The following is a 17,065-nucleotide window of genomic DNA, read 5'->3' as shown; positions in this document are numbered from 1 at the left end:
TTTCTTGCGCAAACAGACAGAGAACGGAAAGAAGTAATCGATTATGATGGAAAAGAATGCGAAAATTTATGTGGCCGGCCATCGCGGCATGGTGGGCAGTGCCATTGTGCGGGAACTTCAGCGGCAGGGCTACAACAATATCATCACCCGCACCCACAAGGAACTGGACCTCTGCCGCCAGGAGGCCGTGGAGAAGTTCTTTGCCGAAGAAAAACCGGAGTATGTTTTTCTTGCGGCGGCCAAGGTAGGCGGTATTGTGGCAAATGAAGAAGCGCTGGCCGATTTCATGTACGACAACATGACCCTGGAAATGAACGTCATCCATTCCGCCTGGAAGAATGGATGCAAGAAGCTGGAGTTTCTCGGCTCCAGCTGCATTTACCCGCGTATGGCGCCGCAGCCCATGAAGGAAGACTGCCTGCTGACAAGCGCCCTGGAAAAGACTAACGAAGCGTATGCCCTGGCGAAGATCAGCGGCCTGAAGTATTGCGAATACCTGAACCGGCAGTACGGTACCGACTATATCAGCGTGATGCCCACCAACCTGTACGGTCCCAACGATAACTACCATCCCACCCACAGCCATGTGGTTCCGGCGCTGATTCGCCGGTTCCACGAGGCCAAGGAGCAGAATCTTCCCAGCGTGACCTGCTGGGGCGATGGCAGTCCGCTGCGTGAGTTCCTGTATGTGGATGACCTTGCCAATCTCTGCGTCTTCCTGATGAACAACTATTCCGGCAATGAAACCGTCAACGCCGGCACCGGCAAGGAACTGACCATCAAGGAATTGACGGAACTGGTGGCCAAAGTGGTTGGATATACGGGAAAGATCGAGTGGGATCCCACCAAACCCAACGGTACCCCGCGGAAGCTGCTGGATGTGAGCAAGGCGACCAAGCTTGGCTGGACCTACAAGACCGAGCTGGAAGACGGCCTGCGCCTGGCATACGAAGATTTCCTCCACAATCCCATGCGGGCTGAACGCTGATCGGTTCATTCACAGAAAAGGGAGAAACCTATGCATATCATTTTGCTCTCCGGCGGTTCCGGCAAGCGCCTGTGGCCGCTGTCCAACGATATTCGTTCAAAACAGTTCATCAAGATTTTCAAGACGGCAGACGGATATGAATCCATGGTACAGCGTGTCTACCGCCAGATCACCGAGGTGGACCGCGATGCAACCGTTACCATCGCCACCAGCAAGGCGCAGGTCAGCTCCATCCATAACCAACTGGGGGATGCGGTGGGCGTCTGTGTGGAACCCTGCCGCCGCGATACCTTCCCGGCCATTGCCCTGGCCACGGCGTATCTGCATGATGTAAAGGGTGTGGGGCTGGAGGAGCCCGTCGTGGTTTGCCCGGTGGATCCCTATGTCAACAACGATTACTTTGAGGCACTGAAAAAGCTTTCGGATCTGGCTGCGCAGGGAAACGCCAATCTTTCCCTTATGGGAATCGAGCCCACCTATCCCAGCGAAAAGTATGGCTATATCATCCCGGAAACGGCCGACTCCGTCAGCAAGGTAAAAACTTTTAAGGAAAAACCTGACGCCCAGACTGCTGCTGCCTATATTGCCCAAGGGGCCCTCTGGAACGGAGGCGTCTTTGCCTATAAGCTGCAGTATGTATGGGACCGTGCTCACGAACTGCTGGACTTCACGGACTATCAGGATCTTTTTGCCAAGTATGAAACGCTGCAGAAGATCAGCTTTGACTATGCAGTGGTGGAGAAGGAACCCAACATTCAGGTGATGCGCTTTGCCGGGCAATGGAAAGACATGGGCACCTGGAACACCCTGACCGAAGCGATGGAGGACGCCAGCATTGGCAAGGCCATCCTGAATGACAGCTGCCAGAATGTGCATGTGCTCAATGAGTTGGATGTGCCGGTTCTCTGCATGGGCCTGAAAGACGTGGTGGTTTCGGCCAGCCCGGAAGGAATTCTGGTTTCCGATAAGGAACAGTCCAGCTATATCAAGCCCTATGTGGATGCCATCAATCAGCAGGTCATGTTTGCCGAGAAGTCCTGGGGCAGTTTCCGCGTGCTGGATGTGGAAGACGAGAGCATGACCATCAAAGTGACGCTCAATCCTGGTCATCAGATGAATTACCACAGCCACAGCCGCCGCGACGAAGTGTGGACGGTGATTGCCGGTAAGGGCCGGACTATTGTGGACGGTATGGAGCAGCCTGTGCAGGCTGGTGATGTGGTTACCATGCAAGCCGGGTGCCGTCATACCATCATTGCCGATACCGAACTCAAGTTGATTGAGGTGCAGTTGGGCAAGGAGATCAGTGTGCATGACAAACAAAAATTCCCTCTCGAAAAATAATCCGTTTCTGCTTCGCCCTGTGGGCAAAGATTATCTGTGGGGCGGCAATCGCCTGAACGATGATTTCTCCAAGGGTATAGATCTTCAGCCTCTGGCGGAGACCTGGGAGTGCTCCACCCATCCGGACGGCCTGAGTACCGTGGCCAGCGGTCCTTTTGCCGGGCAGACGCTGCGGGACGTGCTGCGCAGCCATCCTGAGTATCTGGGGACGCATCCGCAGTCGGCTGACGGAGAACTGCCGGTTCTCATCAAGTTCATTGACGCCAAGAGAGATTTATCGGTACAGGTACATCCCAGCGATGAATACGCCATGCAGAACGAAGATGGTCAGTCCGGCAAAAATGAGATGTGGTATGTGCTGGATGCGTCGGAAAACGCGGAACTGATCTATGGCTTCAATCGGCCCATTGACCGGGAAACCCTGCGCAAAAGCCTTGCGGACGGCACGGTGGAGCACTACCTCCGGCGCGTACAGATCCACAAAGACGATGTGTTTTACATCCAGGCCGGAACCGTACATGCCATCGGCGCAGGCGCGTTGATTGCAGAAATCCAGGAAAGTTCCAATTTAACCTATCGCATGTATGATTACGGCAGGGTAGATAAATACGGAAAGCCCCGTACACTTCATATTGATCGCGCTTTGGATGTGGCCCGGCTGGATGGCGGCGAGAACCCGCGGCAGCCGATGCGGGTTTTACGGTACACACCCGGCTGTGCCAGTGAGCTTTTGTGCCGGTGCAAGTATTTCGTGGTGGAGCGGATGCTCATCAACACCAAACGCATCCGCCGGATGGCATGTGTCTCCACCGGTACCAACTCCTTCCAGGTTTTACTGTGTGTAGATGGCTGCGGTGTGGCCTTCCCTGAAGGTGGCGACGCGCTGCCGTTTTTCCGCGGAGACTGCCTGTTCCTGCCGGCAGACTCTGTCCCTGTACGCCTGCATGGCTATGCACAGCTGATCAAAGTGAGCTGCTGAGAATATGCAGACAACACTGTACTTTTTTGCGGCAGGGACTTGACTTGCCGGCAAAAATCGGTATAATAGTAGTGTTGCTTCTGCGTGCTAGTATGGCTCAGTTGGTAGAGCAGCTGATTCGTAATCAGCAGGTCGTCGGTTCAAGTCCGACTACTAGCTCCAGATAAAAGTGCCGCAGCGTTTTCGTAGCGCTGCGGCACTTTTTCTGTCATAGGGATCTGATGCCCCCGAGGAAGTGAACAGTGCAGGCTCCGGGAGAAAAACCTGCCCGGCGAATCCAAGGGAGGCGTGTTCCGCTCCAAAAATCTGATTGTTCATAAAAATTTTATATCCAAACCCCTTGATTTTTTATACGAAAGTGGTTATTATATGTTTAGCACTCAAGAGAACGGAGTGCTAAACTAAATCTAAAAAGAGAAATCTTTTAATAGGGAGGATCTTTCATTATGAAAATCAAACCTCTTGCAGACCGCGTTGTCATCAAGCTGGTCGAGGAAGAAGAAACCACCAAGGGTGGTTTGATCCTGTCCGGCTCCGCCAAGGAAAAGCCGCAGGTTGCCGAAGTTCTGGCTGTCGGCCCCGGTGGCATGGTGGATGGCAAGGAAGTTCAGATGATTGTCAAGGTTGGCGATAAAGTGCTGACCAGCAAGTATTCCGGCACCGAAGTCAAGGTTGACGGTGAGGAATGCACCATCGTCCGTCAGAGCGATATTCTCGCCGTGGTGGAATGATTTTCTGAACTGAACGCTTTCTGATATACAAAGGAGAAATGCTTTATGGCTAAACAGATTAAACAGGGCGCCGAAGCCCGCAAGGCGCTGTGCGCAGGCATCGATCAGCTGGCAAATACCGTGAAGGTTACCCTGGGCCCCAAGGGCCGCAACGTGGTGCTGGCCAAGAAATTCGGCAGTCCGCTCATCACCAACGACGGTGTGACCATCGCCAAGGAGATCGAACTGAAGGATCCGTTTGAGAACATGGGTGCCCAGCTCGTCCGCGAAGTGGCGACCAAGACCAACGATGCTGCCGGTGACGGCACCACCACTGCGACCGTTCTGGCGCAGGCTCTGGTCAACGAGGGCATGAAGAACGTGACCGCCGGTGCCAACCCCATGGACATCAAGCGCGGCATGCAGAAGGCTGTCGCCGCTGCTGTGGAGGCTGTGAAGACCAACAGCCAGAAGGTGAACGGCAGCAAGGATATCGCCCGTGTCGGTACCGTTTCTGCCGGCGACGCTGAGATTGGTCAGCTGATCGCCGACGCCATGGAGAAGGTCACTGCCGATGGCGTCATCACCATCGAAGAGAACAAGACCACTGCCGAGACCTATACCGAGGTCGTGGAAGGCATGCAGTTTGACCGTGGCTATGTGACTCCTTATATGGTCACGGATACCGAGAAGATGGAGACTGTCTACGAGGATTGCTCCGTCCTGATCACCGACAAGAAGATCAGCGTCTTCCAGGATATCGTGCCTCTGCTGGAGCAGGTGATCCAGTCCGGCCGCAAGCTGCTGATCATCGCGGAGGATGTGGAAGGCGACGCTCTGTCCAACCTGATCATCAACCGTCTGCGCGGCGGCCTGAATGTGGTTGCCGTCAAGGCGCCCGGTTTCGGCGATCGCCGCAAGGAAATGCTCCAGGATATCGCTATCCTGACCGGTGGTACCGTGATCAGCAGCGACTTGGGCTACGAGCTGAAGGATGCCACCATGCAGCAGCTGGGCACTGCCCGCCAGGTCAAGGTGACCAAGGAGAACACCACCATCGTGGGCGGCAACGGCGATAAGAACGCGATTGCTGATCGCGTTGCGCAGATCCGCAGCCAGATTTCTACCGCCACTTCCGACTTCGACCGTGAGAAGCTGCAGGAGCGCCTGGCCAAGATGGCCGGTGGCGTTGCCGTCATCAAAGTCGGTGCTGCTACCGAAGTGGAGATGAAGGATAAGAAGCTCCGCATCGAAGATGCCCTGAACGCCACCAAGGCCGCTGTGGAAGAAGGCATTGTGGCTGGCGGCGGTACCGCTACCATCAACGCGATTCCCGCTGTCGACAAGATCGTCGATACCCTGGAAGGCGACGAGCGCACGGGTGCCAAGATCGTCCGCAAGGCTCTGGAGGCTCCGCTGCGTCAGATTGCTGCCAACGCTGGCCTGGAAGGCAGCGTGATCATCGACAACATCCTGAAGGCCAACAAGGCCAACTATGGCTTTGATGCCCAGAAGGAAGAGTACGTCGAGGATATGATCGAGGCCGGCATCGTCGACCCGACCAAGGTCACCCGTTCTGCTCTGGAGAATGCTTCCAGTGTTGCAGCCATGGTGCTGACCACCGAGAGCCTGGTTGCCGATTTGCCGGAACCGCCGGCTCCGGCAGCCCCCGCCGGCGGTGACATGGGCGGCATGTACTAATCCGCCTGTACCGCTTTGCCGATAAAACCATAAAAATCCCGCCCGGGATCTTGTGAAAAGATCCCGGGCGGGATTTTTGCTTTCTACAGAACCGAATCACTTAATGGTCGGAGGAGGGCAGTGTGAACGCCTTGCGGACGAATTGTTCCATTTCCGCTTTGCTGTCATAGCGGCAGATCATGAGTTCATCCCCCATGGCGCCGGCCAGGGCAGGGGGCATCTCACCTACGCGGCACAGGTGGGACCCGCAGGAACGGCACAGTTGATCCAGCGAATACGCATACTGTATATACGCACGGCGTCCCACATAAACGCAAAAACGCTTGGGGCCAATATAGGTATGCCGGCATGCGTCATAAGCCACCATATCTGCGTATATCTGGTAGACATCCACGCTCTGGCTGTAATCGATCATCTCGGTGGTAAAGCCGCCGGCCGGCCGCATATTCACTTCCAGGCCAAGCAGCGTTCCCTTGGGACCGAGTCCCGGCTTATCCTGCGTCAGCCGGAAAAATTCCAGATGGAAAAATCGGCGTGTCACGCTAAAGGCCTGCAACGTTTTGCGTCCGATCCGCTCCACATCTGCCGGAACGTGATCATTTATGTAATAGTATGTGGGCACCCCTTTGTTGACCATATCCATGATCGAGTTGGGAGTGATATGACTGACGGCAAAGAGCACTTGACCCTTGGAATCACAGATTCCGTCGTAGGTTGTGACCACACCCGGAACATATTCTTCCATTACATATGGCACATGCGGGGGCGTCGCAAAAAAGTCCTCCACATCGGCCGGGTTTTCCAATCGATAGGTGTCGTTGGCCCCCACGCCGTTATCCGGCTTAACCACCACCGGATATCCGACTTTCTTGATAAAATCAAGGGCGGCCTTTTGTGTGGTGACGGGAATACACCGGGCACAGGGAATTCCTGCCTGCTGATAGGTCTCCTTCATGGCCAGCTTGCTTTTCCAGCCCCCAATAGCATCGGATTTGGGACCGGTCGTGATATTGAAGGCGGTACGCAGTGCGGCGTCCATCTCCAGCCAATATTCGTTGTTGGATTCAATCCAGTCAATTTTTCCGTAGCGGAAGGTGAAATACCCCACCGCACGTACCATGTCATCATAGTCGCCCAGATCCGCAACCCTGTAATATTCCGTCAGGGCATTCTTCAGATCCGGATGGAGTTCCTCATAGGAGGCATCACCAAGACCTAATACTGTGACACCATTTTCCTTCAGACGGATGGCGAACCATCGGAACGTTTCCGGAAAATTCGGTGATACAAGAATAAAATTCATAAAGAAGTTTCCTCCCCGCTTGTGGTGTTTTCCTGGGAAACGGTGTCATTGGCCACCGGAATAAACCGTTTTACAAATTTCCCTTTTCCGCGGCTGAGCACATAAAAATATCCGATGATGGAAAATACCAACGCTCCTATGAAGTTGACAAAGAGATCCTCCATGGTATCCATCAGACCAATATCCAGGTAGCCGCCCAGACCCAGCGCAGTTTTGGTGCCATCTGCTTGCACAACGATCACATCGGTGATATTGCGAAGGACCACTGGATGATTGCCGCCGGTGGGATCCAGCAGAATCGTTCCAATGTCATGGACGATAGTGTCCTTCTGCATATCAAAGAAAAAGAACTGGTCCATGGCGCATTCAAAGAACTCCCACAGAACTCCCACCGTCATGGAAAAACAGAACGCTACAATGGCCAGATAGAGGGGAGAAAGATGGAACCTGACGCGGCTGTTGCGGTTCAGGATATCCAACAGGGAAAAGCCGATGGCTGCACAAAGAAAGCCGTTCATGGTGTGCAGCACAGTGTCCCAGTTGGGAAAAGTCACATAGTAGGCACCGATTTCTCCCAGAATTTCTGCCGCATAGATGAACAGCAGAATGATGATCTCCAGCGTATTGGGAAGATCGATATCCAGTTTGCGTTCCAACAGGGAAGGCATGGTGAAGAGAATCAGCGTCAGGACGCAGAGAAAAACATTTTCAAAGTTCCGATTGAAAATTTGCGCAAGCAACACAAGAAGGACCGAGGTGCGCAGGAAAATATAGACCAGCGTGACGGCTCTTTTCTCCCGCCACAAGGTTTTCAGACTTTCCCGCTTGGGTTGTTTGGGGTGTTCCATGCAAAACTCCTTTACTCCAGCGTAAAATCTTTGGGATCCAGCTCAGGAAGCACCTGGCGATGCGGCACCCGCATGAGGGGATCATATTGGAAGCGCCGGCAAAAATAATAGGGAGATACCACGCCTTTCAGCCTGCATAGAATCATCTTGGGATCGGATGCCGGAGTGCCGTGCAAACAGTAGGAGCAGGCCGGTGCAATTTTACTTCCGTAATAGCTCTTTTTAAACATATCCTCACCCCAAACCCCGTCAAATATACTCATTTATTATAGAAGTTTTGCCTGACCTTGTAAAGGGAAGCGCACAGGAATGCAAAGACGAGAACTACAGCGTCCCATGGCAACCGCTGTGTGGTGACAACGCGTGCCGCCATGCTGCGGTATACCACCGCCGTTCCGGGGAGAAAACGCACCAAAAGTCCAACCATCGCCAAAAATACAAACAGATGAACCGTCCGATGCACAAGCAGCAAACGCAGCGGCACCGCTCCCTGGAGCAGCAAGGAAATCTGCGCCCACACCGAAAGCCCCAGCACACTCAGGCAAGTGCAGCATCCATACAGCGCATACCGCCCGCCCAGCGCGGCAAAATCCGAACAGCCTGCGCTGATCTCCAAAAAAGCACTCATCACGGGTATGGTAAGTGCCGTTTGAGGAAGAAACGGTACCAGTACGGCTTCTGTCATGCGGAAAAACAGCACGCAGCCGCATACCTGCAAACAGCTTCCGACCGCATTGCCGATGGCGTTGGAGAAAGAAAGCGATTCGGGGACAGTGGCTTTTGGAGATACCGATTGAGCGGTCTTCCGCGGTAATAATCCAATACACAATGCGGCAGCAGCCAGGTTTGCCGCAAGCTGCAGCCAATAGAAAAGGATGCCCAGCCGCACATTTCCCATCAGCAAGCCACCCACGCAGCCGATCACAAAGCCGGGACTGGAGCAGCAGCCCAGCAGAATCACCAGCGCGGCATCCCGGGCGTTGAGCAGCCGATTCTTTTGCAGATTTCCCACCATTTTGGCGCAAACCGCGTACCCTCCCACCCAGGAAAGCACAAGGACCGGGATGGCGATTTCATTTTCCAGGCCAAGGAGCCGTGCTGCCGGCCGAAAAATACGATTCCGTAATGGGCAGGTCAGCAACAGATCGGTCAGTACAAAAAAGGGAAACAACGCAGGCAAGACCGTACTTGTACACAGACGAAGACCATTTGCAAATCCCTCCGCGGCCAGTACGGGTTCTTTCAGAAAGAGGATTCCCAACAGGCAACAGAGCACCACGGGTAAAAAGACCTTTTTCCTGCGCTTACACATAGAAACCACCTCCGGGGGCGTATATTGGGATGATCCGGTCCGGGAAGGGGAGAACATCTGCATGAAGAGCCAGAAGATCCGCAGAAAGCGATTCCGCAAGACACAGGCAGGCAGACCAAGAATGCATGATTTGCTGGCACAGCCCTCCGCGGCGTTCTATCGTTTGCCGGAATTTTCTCTACGGGGTGGGTATTTGACCGCGGATGGGTGCCGAAAGGTATTGGATTTTCAGCCGGATAAGATCAGTCTGGATATGGGAAACTTTCTGGTAACATTTTATGGGGCAGAACTTCGGATAGAATCCTTCAGCGGAAAAAGGCTGATTCTGGCGGGGAGGATACAAGATATCTCATTCCGCAGCAAGTGGGGGGAGCCTGGCAATGAAGCGTAAATTCTGGGCTGCGGATCGCATCCGTTTTCAGATCCGTGGTGCCGACCCGCAGCGCTACGTGAACCGCATCACCGCCCGGGGGCTGCAGCTTGACCATATACGATGGAAACAGAACGGCTGCGTCGCCCAGGGATTCGGACGGGATTATTCCACGCTGCGCCGAATGGCCGAACAGGGCGGATGGGAATTTTCCATCCTTCGTCGCCACGGCCCGGGGCGTTTTCTGGAACGCTGCATGGCACGGCCCGGCTTTCCTGTGGGCGCTATTCTGTTTGTGCTGCTTCTGAACCTGCTGCCGCATTTTGTCTGGGTCATCGATTTTGGGACGCTGGAACAAACGGATTCCCAGCGCATGCGTGCACTCCTGGCAGAATGCGGGATCTGCGAAGGCACATTTTTACAAAAGGACACATTGGAAGATGCACAAGCAGCCGCTTTGGCGCAAAGCGACCTGTTCGGCTGGGTCAGCTTGAATTTTACGGGCGGATGCCTTTTTATCGAGGATACGGTAGCACATACGCAGACCATCCGGGAAGATCCGCCTCTGCGCCCGCTGTATGCCAAAGCAGACGGAGTGATCACAGCGGTGGAAGCGGAAAGCGGTTTCGCCTGCGTTGTCCCGGGGCAGACGGTGAAAGCCGGACAACTGCTGGTGGATATCGTGAGACTGGACCGGGAGGAACGGGAGATTCTGCAGGGCGCGTCAGGAAAAATTCTGGCCCGGTGCGAAGAAACCTTTACGGCCTCCGAACCTCTTTCCCGGACTGCGACGGTTCCGGGAAATGTCGCCACCGTCCGGGATACATTGTATTTTCTGGGCGGTGTGTGGCCCCTTCAGCAAGAAGAGGTCACAGAAGCTGACCGCATAGAATGGATACCGCTGCGTCTGGGACGGTTGAGCCTGCCGGGCTGCCTGCGAAGGGAGACCGCGTGGGGCTGCAACGTTCTGACATTGTATTATTCTCCGGAACAGGCAGAGGCACTGGCACGAAGGAACTGCCGCCAGCAGCTGCTGGAATCTTTCCCGGATGCCGAAATCCTGGCTGAACACTACCAGACGCAGACGCTGTCTGACGCGGTTGTCACATCGGTGACCTACCAATTTGTGGCGAACATTGCAATCTCTTAGTCAGTGGTGCCTCTTTTTGGTCAAGACGGCAGCAAATGCCAAAAGATACGGATAAATTTTGTTTGTAATATCCAATTTCTTTTGGCAAAAATTGTGATATAATCTGAATGGGTTACTATGATATTCGATACACGGAGGGCATGAAATTTGGCAGAGCGTTCCATTGAATTGGACAGCATTGAATTGGCAGCCGCTATTTTTGGCAACTGCGACCAGAACATTCATCTTCTGGAGAAGGAGTTCAGCGTCACCGCCGTGTGCCGTGGTTCGGAACTGAGATTCACCGGTGCAGAAAAAGATGTGACGGCAGCGGCCCATGCGGTAGACGGCATGGTCACTCTGATGCAGAATCATACCCCTCTGGAGGAGCAGACCATCCGGTATTGCATCAGCCTGGCCCGCGACGGCGAGGAAAAACGTCTTCGCGAGCTGACCGATGATTTTGTGGCCGTGACCGCAAAAGGGCGCCCCATTCATCCCAAGACGCTGGGACAGCGGGAGTATCTGGCCGCTATCCGCAATCACGCCATCACTTTCGGTGTGGGGCCCGCCGGAACAGGAAAAACCTACCTGGCGGTGGCCATGGCTGTCAAAGCATTCAAATCCAAGGATGTAAGCCGGATCATCCTGACCCGCCCCGCAGTGGAAGCGGGCGAAAAGCTGGGCTTCTTGCCCGGCGATCTGCAAAATAAAGTGGACCCGTATCTGCGTCCCTTGTATGATGGACTGTTTGACCTGCTGGGGGCAGAGACTTTTCAGAAATTGTTTGAAAAACAGATCATCGAGGTGGCGCCGCTGGCGTATATGCGCGGCCGTACCCTGGATGATGCTTTTATCATTTTGGATGAAGCACAAAACACCACCCCTGAACAGATGAAGATGTTCCTGACGCGTATGGGCGTGGGCAGCAAAGTGGTGGTTACCGGCGATATTACCCAGGTAGATCTTCCGGATAAGGTTCGCAGCGGCCTGGTGGATGCCCTGCAGGTGTTGCAGGATGTGGACGGCATTGCCCAGGTACGTCTGACGGAAAAGGATGTAGTCCGCCACAGACTGGTGCAGCAGATCGTCAAAGCGTATGAAAAGGCGGCCGAGCGTTCGGCCAGACAATAAAAAGCCAGAAACAGGAGGTTGATACCCTATGTCCAATAAGGTCCTGATTACCAATGACCAGAATATTGTCAAGATTCCGTCCGGGCTGAGAATTCTCATTCGCCGCAGCTGTAATGCGGTTCTGGATTTTGAGAAGTTTGACGGTTCGGCTGAGATCAGCGTCACCTTTGTCGACAACAACCGGATCCATGAGTTGAACAAACAGTACCGGGACAAGGATTCGGCCACTGATGTTCTGAGCTTTCCCATGGGAGAAAACGGCCAGTATGACATTGACGAAGACAACGGCTGCAAGATTCTCGGCGACATCGTCATTTCAATGGAGCGCGCCATGGAACAGGCCGAGTTGTATGGGCACAGTCTGCAGCGGGAGGTTGCCTACCTGACCGTACATTCCATGCTCCATCTTCTGGGATACGATCATGAGGCCAGCGGTCTGGAAGCGGTCCGCATGCGGGAAAAGGAGGAAGCGGTGCTGATCAAGCTGGGCTTGCCGCGCACGGTTTCCTATACAAGCGATGAGGTCTGAGATCAAGCGCTTCGGCCGCGGCTTTGTCTATGCCTGGAACGGGATCCGGGCCGCCGTACAGGAAGAGCGGAATTTCCGTTTTCATCTCTGTGCCGCCTGCTATGCCGTCATTCTTGGCATGCTTGCCGATTTATCCTGCATGGAATGGGCCTTGCTTGCTTTTTGCATCACGGCGGTGCTGGGAATGGAGTTGATGAATTCCGCGGTGGAGCGAGCCGTGGACAAGCCGGACACCACCCACTGGTGGAGCGCCGGTGCCGCCAAAGACATGGCAGCCGGTGCGGTTCTGATCGTAGCCCTGGGGGCACTGGCGGTAGGGGGATGCCTGTTCCTGCCGCGGCTGAATGCGATTGGAAATGCTTTGCGCCAGTCGCCCTGGATTGGCGTGGTTTGTGCAGCGGCCTTGATCCCGGCGTATTTCTTTATTTTCCGTTATCATCCTGCAACACAGAAAGGTGAATCAACGAATGGCAAAACCGATTCCTGAAATGCCCAGCAGTGTTTTTGTGGCACTGGTGGGCCGTCCCAATGTGGGAAAATCCAGCCTGACCAATTATCTGGTGGGGGAAAAGGTGGCTATCGTAACCCAGAAACCGCAGACGACACGCAGCCGGATTACCGGCGTCATCACAAAAGGGCCTGTACAGTATGTACTGATGGACACCCCCGGCATCCATAAAGCACACAACAAGCTGGACGCCCGTATGACCCAGACGGCCGCGGCCAGTCTGAAGGATGTGGATGTCACCCTGATGCTCTTCGAGCCGCAGGGAGATTTTACGGACTCCGAACTGACGATGATCAAGGCCTTGCAAAAGGGCGGTCCGGCCATTGCGGTCATCAATAAAGTGGACTTGCTGGACAGTTTTGCGGCGTTGGAACAGCGCAAACGTCAGATTGCCGATTTCGACTGTTTTGATTCTGTGGTCACGGTCTCCGCCAAGGATGGAACCGGCTGCGAGGATCTGTTTGCCCTCCTCAAGCCCTACGGCAACGAGGGGCCGCATTATTTCGATGATGATGCTTTCACCGATATGCCGGAGAAGGAACTGGTGGCGGAACTGGTGCGTGAAAAGGCACTTCTGTTCATGCGGGACGAAATTCCCCACGGGATTGCTGTGGTGGTGGAGCGCTTCAAAGAACGTCCCGACAAGGACCTGATTGATATCGATGTGGATATTTACTGTGAGCGCAAGAGCCATAAAGGAATGATTATCGGCAAGGGAGGCCAGATGCTCAAAAAAATCGCATCGGCGGCCCGGCTGGATATTGAAGAACTCCTGGGCGTTAAGGTCAATCTGCAGTGCTGGGTAAAGGTGCGGGAAGACTGGCGTGACAATGAAAACCTCCTGAATACCCTTGGGTTCGCCAAGCCCTGACCGTTTCCCCGGTGCCCTCGTTGGACAACTTTTCCATGTGTGCTGTGGTATGATGTCCCCAACGGAAGGGGGCGGCAGGCATGACTGGTTCAGCGGGGGATTGGGCTCGTTTCTTGCAAACCGGAAGTATTTATGATTACTTGAGTTTCAAGGCGCAGCAATGTGCGCTGCGGGAGGATGAAGATGCAGATTGCAACGACGGGCCTGGTGCTGCATCAGGTCAAGCTGGGGGAGGCGGATCAGATCCTGACGCTGCTGACCCCTGAACTGGGCGTTGTGTCTGCCTCCGCCAAGGGAAGCCTGCGGTTGAAAAATAAACTGTTCAGCGCTTGCGGTTTGTTCTGCTATTCGGAATTCAGCCTGTCGAGCGGTCGCAGCCAATATTTTGTGGATTCGGCCCAGGTCAAAAAAGTATTCTACGGCGTATCCGAGAGCGTGGAAGGCATGAGTCTGGCTACCTATATGGCAGAGATAGCGCTTTCCCTCTCTCCGGCGCCCCCCGAGGCTGATGCGCAGCTCCGGCTGCTGCTGAACAGCTTGTATATGATCGGACAGAAGAAATTGCCGCTGCGGCAGCTCAAGACTATTTATGAACTTCGGTCCATGAGTATGGCCGGCTACCAGCCCGACCTTCTGGCCTGCTCGGGCTGTGGCCGGTATGAGGGCGGGGAGTTCTATTTTGATCCCGTGGAGGGAAATCTCTTGTGCGCCGATTGTGCCGAGAAGGCCCGGCATATTCCCAATCTGGATACCGGCGCGTTGTATGCACTGCGTCATATCTGTCTGGCCGAAGACCGAAAATTGTTTTCTTTCACCCTGGCACCGGCCAGCTTGAAGAATTTGTCCCGGGTCAGCGAGCAGTACGTGCTGGCACACCTGGAGCATGGACTGAAAAGTTTGGATTTTCTGAAGACTGTACTGGAATAAGGAGAAGCTATACCCTGTATGGATACCGCTTATAAAACCACACTGGAACTGGATAAAATCATCGCACGGGCGGTACAGCTTTGTGCGTGCCGTGAAACCAAGGAAATGATGCAGGCACTGGAGCCCTGTACCACACCGGAAGATGAGCGTTTTGCGCTTTCACAGACCAACGCCATCAACTCGCTTCTGATCAAGAACGGAAGTCCTCGCTTTGGCAGCGTTTCCGATGTGCGGCGCATTACCGCCCATGCCCAGAAGGGCGGGATCCTCTCCATGGGGGAGCTGCTGGAAATCGCAGCCACGCTGCGCAATTTTGCAGGACTTTCCCAGTGGTACGGTCTGAGTGAACACGACATGCTGCCCACGGATGATCTGTTCTACGCGCTGGCACCGCAGCCGGTCCTGGAAAAGCAGATCAGCGAGAGCATCCTTTCGCCGGAGGAAATGGCGGATACCGCCAGTGTCACCCTCCATGACCTGCGCCGAAAGATCCGGCAAACTGAAGATTCCATCCGCACCAAACTGGATAACATCATCAAAAATTCCACCACCAACAAATTCCTGCAGGACGCCGTCGTTTCACTGCGCAATGGACGCTATGTGGTGCCGGTTCGCGCCGAGTACCGCGGTGAGGTGGGCGGCGTCATCCACGATGTTTCGTCCACCGGCGCCACGATCTTCGTGGAGCCCACCGCTGTGGTGGAAGCCAACGCGCGGATTATGCAGCTGCGCGCCCAGGAACAGGAAGAAATCACCCGAATTCTCTCTGCGTTCTCGGTGCAGGTGGGCTCGCTGGAGCCACAGTTCTCCTACAGCTACGAGGCCATGCTGCAGATCGATCTGTTGCTGGCCAAAGCCCGTCTGGCCGTTGAGCAAAATGCTTTCATGCCGACGGTCAGCGATACCGTGCGCTTCCGGCTGAACCGGGCACGTCATCCGCTCATCGACAAAAAGCAGGTGGTACCGGTGGATATTGCCCTGGGGGAGGAATACGATACCCTGGTCATCACCGGCCCGAACACCGGCGGCAAAACGGTATCCATCAAGACAGCCGGCCTGCTCAACGCCATGGCGCAGCACGGTTTTCTGATTCCGGCCCATGAAAGCAGCATTGTCTGCAATTTCCGGGAATATCTCGTGGACATCGGCGACGAGCAGAGCATTGAGCAAAGCCTTTCCACTTTCTCGGGACATATGAAACGGATCAGCACCATCCTTCAGCACGCCGGACACGGCACGCTGACCCTCATCGATGAGCTCGGCGCCGGAACCGATCCGGCGGAAGGCGCAGCCCTGGCTGTCAGCATTCTGGAACAGCTGCGCCGGCAGGGAAGTCTGCTGATGGCAACCACCCACTATGCCGAGCTGAAAGTCTATGCTCTGGAGACACCGGGGGTCGTGAACGCCAGCTGCGAGTTCAATGTGGAAACGCTGATGCCTACCTACAAGCTGAGCGTGGGTGTGCCCGGAAAGTCCAACGCGTTCCTGATCAGTGCCAAGCTGGGGATTCCCCAGGAAATCATCGATGCCGCCCGCAACCACATGTCCAACGACGACAAGCGTCTGGACAGCGTGCTGGCGCAGCTGGATGATCTGAAACTGCAGCTGAAGAGCGCCCAGGACGAAGCGGAAAAGGCCCGCTATGAGGCGGAGCACGCCTTGGAGAGCGCCGAGAAGAAGCGGGATCAGCTGATCGAGCAGGGAAAGCAGGAGCTAGAGGATGCCCGCCGTCAGGCTCATGAACTGATCCAGAAGGTGCAGAATGAAGCCTACAGCCTGACTGACGAGCTTCGCCGTATCCAGAAAGATGAAAAGACCAATGCGGCCCAGCGCGCGATCCGTGCCCGCGAAATTGCACGCAAAGACACCGAAACGCTCCTCAAACGCACCGACACAAAACCTGTCCAGAAAAAGTACACACCGCTCAAGGAAGTGCAGATCGGGCAGGAAGTGGTCATCGCAGAACTCAATCAGTTGGCCACCGTAACGGCGCGCCCCGACCGCAATGGCATGGTGGAAGTGCGCGCCGGCATCATGAAGACCAAAGTGCCTCTGACCGGGCTGCGTGCCCCTGACAAGATGGAAAAACGTCCCCAGCGCGAGCCTCGTCGTTCCAGCACGCGGGTACAGCTGGACAAAGACCGCAAAACCAGCATGGAACTGAATCTGCTGGGGTATACCGTGGAGGAAGCGCTTGCAGAGGTGGACAAGTTCCTGGACAGCGGCTTGCTGCGGGGGCAGCAGACGCTGTATATCATCCACGGCAACGGTACCGGCGCATTGCGCAGTGCCATCCAGAAGCATCTCCGGACCCACAAGGCCGTCAAGAGTTTCCGCCTCGGCCGCTATGGCGAAGGCGAAAGCGGCGTCACCGTCGTGGAATTGAAATAAAAGCCAAAAAAGTGACCTGTA

16 protein-coding genes and 1 tRNA gene are annotated in these 17,065 nt (G+C 54.9%); 14 read left to right on the top strand and 3 right to left on the bottom strand.

The window, feature by feature from the left end:
- Positions 1–43: 43 nt before the first annotated feature.
- The 6 genes from ABGT73_RS05670 to groL all read left to right on the top strand — a co-directional run bounded on the left by ABGT73_RS05670 (position 44) and on the right by groL (position 5,722).
- Positions 44–988, top strand: coding sequence for a GDP-L-fucose synthase (locus ABGT73_RS05670; protein WP_346668834.1), 945 nt, complete (start codon positions 44–46; stop codon positions 986–988).
- Positions 989–1,018: 30 nt separating this feature from the next.
- A complete protein-coding gene (locus tag ABGT73_RS05665; RefSeq protein ID WP_346668833.1) occupies positions 1,019–2,332 on the top strand; it encodes a sugar phosphate nucleotidyltransferase in 1,314 nt (437 codons plus the stop codon).
- Positions 2,301–3,311, top strand: coding sequence for a type I phosphomannose isomerase catalytic subunit (locus tag ABGT73_RS05660; protein WP_346668832.1), 1,011 nt, complete (start codon positions 2,301–2,303; stop codon positions 3,309–3,311). The genes ABGT73_RS05665 and ABGT73_RS05660 overlap by 32 nt, the downstream gene beginning before the upstream one ends.
- A gap of 86 nt (positions 3,312–3,397) precedes the next feature.
- Positions 3,398–3,473 (top strand) — tRNA-Thr (locus tag ABGT73_RS05655).
- Between the two features lie 284 nt (positions 3,474–3,757).
- The gene (locus ABGT73_RS05650) at positions 3,758–4,042 is read left to right on the top strand and encodes a co-chaperone GroES (RefSeq protein WP_007046300.1); all 285 of its coding nucleotides are present in this window, start codon (positions 3,758–3,760) and stop codon (positions 4,040–4,042) included.
- A gap of 45 nt (positions 4,043–4,087) precedes the next feature.
- The gene (gene groL / locus ABGT73_RS05645) at positions 4,088–5,722 is read left to right on the top strand and encodes a chaperonin GroEL (RefSeq protein WP_346668831.1); all 1,635 of its coding nucleotides are present in this window, start codon (positions 4,088–4,090) and stop codon (positions 5,720–5,722) included.
- Positions 5,723–5,822: 100 nt separating this feature from the next.
- On the opposite strand, the gene ABGT73_RS05640 is transcribed toward groL, so the two are convergent.
- From ABGT73_RS05640 to ABGT73_RS05630, 3 genes are all read right to left on the bottom strand, one after another.
- Positions 5,823–7,025 carry a carbamoylphosphate synthase large subunit gene (locus tag ABGT73_RS05640; RefSeq protein WP_346668830.1) on the bottom strand — a complete coding sequence of 401 codons (1,203 nt, stop codon included), beginning with the start codon at positions 7,023–7,025 and terminating at the stop codon, positions 5,823–5,825.
- A complete protein-coding gene (locus ABGT73_RS05635; protein ID WP_346668829.1) occupies positions 7,022–7,873 on the bottom strand; it encodes a hypothetical protein in 852 nt (283 codons plus the stop codon). The genes ABGT73_RS05640 and ABGT73_RS05635 overlap by 4 nt, the downstream gene beginning before the upstream one ends.
- A 259-nt stretch (positions 7,874–8,132) precedes the next feature.
- Positions 8,133–9,185, bottom strand: a complete 1,053-nt coding sequence (locus ABGT73_RS05630) for a hypothetical protein (protein ID WP_346668828.1) — start codon at positions 9,183–9,185, stop codon at positions 8,133–8,135.
- A gap of 61 nt (positions 9,186–9,246) precedes the next feature.
- Here ABGT73_RS05630 and ABGT73_RS05625 point away from each other — a divergent pair, with 61 nt between their 5' ends.
- The 8 genes from ABGT73_RS05625 (at position 9,247) to ABGT73_RS05590 (ending at position 17,044) form a co-directional block, all read left to right on the top strand.
- Positions 9,247–9,576 carry a YabP/YqfC family sporulation protein gene (locus tag ABGT73_RS05625; RefSeq protein ID WP_346668827.1) on the top strand — a complete coding sequence of 110 codons (330 nt, stop codon included), beginning with the start codon at positions 9,247–9,249 and terminating at the stop codon, positions 9,574–9,576.
- On the top strand, positions 9,566–10,705 hold the full coding sequence (locus ABGT73_RS05620) for a sporulation protein YqfD (RefSeq protein ID WP_346668826.1): 1,140 nt from the start codon (positions 9,566–9,568) through the stop codon (positions 10,703–10,705). The genes ABGT73_RS05625 and ABGT73_RS05620 overlap by 11 nt, the downstream gene beginning before the upstream one ends.
- Before the next feature lie 147 nt (positions 10,706–10,852).
- A complete protein-coding gene (locus ABGT73_RS05615) occupies positions 10,853–11,818 on the top strand; it encodes a PhoH family protein (RefSeq protein WP_346668825.1) in 966 nt (321 codons plus the stop codon).
- Between the two features lie 28 nt (positions 11,819–11,846).
- Positions 11,847–12,347 carry an rRNA maturation RNase YbeY gene (gene ybeY, locus ABGT73_RS05610; RefSeq protein ID WP_346668824.1) on the top strand — a complete coding sequence of 167 codons (501 nt, stop codon included), beginning with the start codon at positions 11,847–11,849 and terminating at the stop codon, positions 12,345–12,347.
- On the top strand, positions 12,337–12,834 hold the full coding sequence (locus tag ABGT73_RS05605) for a diacylglycerol kinase family protein (protein WP_346668823.1): 498 nt from the start codon (positions 12,337–12,339) through the stop codon (positions 12,832–12,834). Before ybeY ends, ABGT73_RS05605 begins: the two co-directional genes overlap by 11 nt.
- Positions 12,815–13,726 carry a GTPase Era gene (gene era / locus ABGT73_RS05600; protein ID WP_346668822.1) on the top strand — a complete coding sequence of 304 codons (912 nt, stop codon included), beginning with the start codon at positions 12,815–12,817 and terminating at the stop codon, positions 13,724–13,726. The genes ABGT73_RS05605 and era overlap by 20 nt, the downstream gene beginning before the upstream one ends.
- A 183-nt stretch (positions 13,727–13,909) precedes the next feature.
- On the top strand, positions 13,910–14,653 hold the full coding sequence (gene recO, locus ABGT73_RS05595) for a DNA repair protein RecO (RefSeq protein WP_346668821.1): 744 nt from the start codon (positions 13,910–13,912) through the stop codon (positions 14,651–14,653).
- Positions 14,654–14,671: 18 nt separating this feature from the next.
- Positions 14,672–17,044, top strand: a complete 2,373-nt coding sequence (locus tag ABGT73_RS05590) for an endonuclease MutS2 (RefSeq protein WP_346668820.1) — start codon at positions 14,672–14,674, stop codon at positions 17,042–17,044.
- The last annotated feature ends 21 nt before the right edge of the window (positions 17,045–17,065 follow it).

It is taken from the genome of uncultured Subdoligranulum sp. (genome assembly GCF_963931595.1).
Classification (GTDB): domain Bacteria; phylum Bacillota; class Clostridia; order Oscillospirales; family Ruminococcaceae; genus Gemmiger.
The sequence above is the reverse complement of the archived record's forward strand: the minus strand, read 5'-3'. Positions and strand labels throughout refer to the sequence as shown.

Bases quoted from the DNA above. Each gene is read 5' to 3' on its own strand.
- ABGT73_RS05620 (WP_346668826.1), top strand. From the start codon at position 9,566: ATGAAGCGTAAATTCTGGGCTGCGGATCGCATCCGTTTTCAGATCCGT.
- groL (WP_346668831.1), top strand. From the start codon at position 4,088: ATGGCTAAACAGATTAAACAGGGCGCCGAAGCCCGCAAGGCGCTGTGC.
- ybeY (WP_346668824.1), top strand. From the start codon at position 11,847: ATGTCCAATAAGGTCCTGATTACCAATGACCAGAATATTGTCAAGATT.
- ABGT73_RS05665 (WP_346668833.1), top strand. From the start codon at position 1,019: ATGCATATCATTTTGCTCTCCGGCGGTTCCGGCAAGCGCCTGTGGCCG.
- ABGT73_RS05660 (WP_346668832.1), top strand. From the start codon at position 2,301: ATGACAAACAAAAATTCCCTCTCGAAAAATAATCCGTTTCTGCTTCGC.
- ABGT73_RS05605 (WP_346668823.1), top strand. From the start codon at position 12,337: ATGAGGTCTGAGATCAAGCGCTTCGGCCGCGGCTTTGTCTATGCCTGG.
- era (WP_346668822.1), top strand. From the start codon at position 12,815: ATGGCAAAACCGATTCCTGAAATGCCCAGCAGTGTTTTTGTGGCACTG.
- ABGT73_RS05625 (WP_346668827.1), top strand. From the start codon at position 9,247: ATGAAGAGCCAGAAGATCCGCAGAAAGCGATTCCGCAAGACACAGGCA.
- ABGT73_RS05640 (WP_346668830.1), bottom strand. From the start codon at position 7,025: ATGAATTTTATTCTTGTATCACCGAATTTTCCGGAAACGTTCCGATGG.
- ABGT73_RS05630 (WP_346668828.1), bottom strand. From the start codon at position 9,185: ATGTGTAAGCGCAGGAAAAAGGTCTTTTTACCCGTGGTGCTCTGTTGC.
- ABGT73_RS05590 (WP_346668820.1), top strand. From the start codon at position 14,672: ATGGATACCGCTTATAAAACCACACTGGAACTGGATAAAATCATCGCA.
- ABGT73_RS05670 (WP_346668834.1), top strand. From the start codon at position 44: ATGATGGAAAAGAATGCGAAAATTTATGTGGCCGGCCATCGCGGCATG.
- ABGT73_RS05650 (WP_007046300.1), top strand. From the start codon at position 3,758: ATGAAAATCAAACCTCTTGCAGACCGCGTTGTCATCAAGCTGGTCGAG.
- recO (WP_346668821.1), top strand. From the start codon at position 13,910: ATGCAGATTGCAACGACGGGCCTGGTGCTGCATCAGGTCAAGCTGGGG.
- ABGT73_RS05635 (WP_346668829.1), bottom strand. From the start codon at position 7,873: ATGGAACACCCCAAACAACCCAAGCGGGAAAGTCTGAAAACCTTGTGG.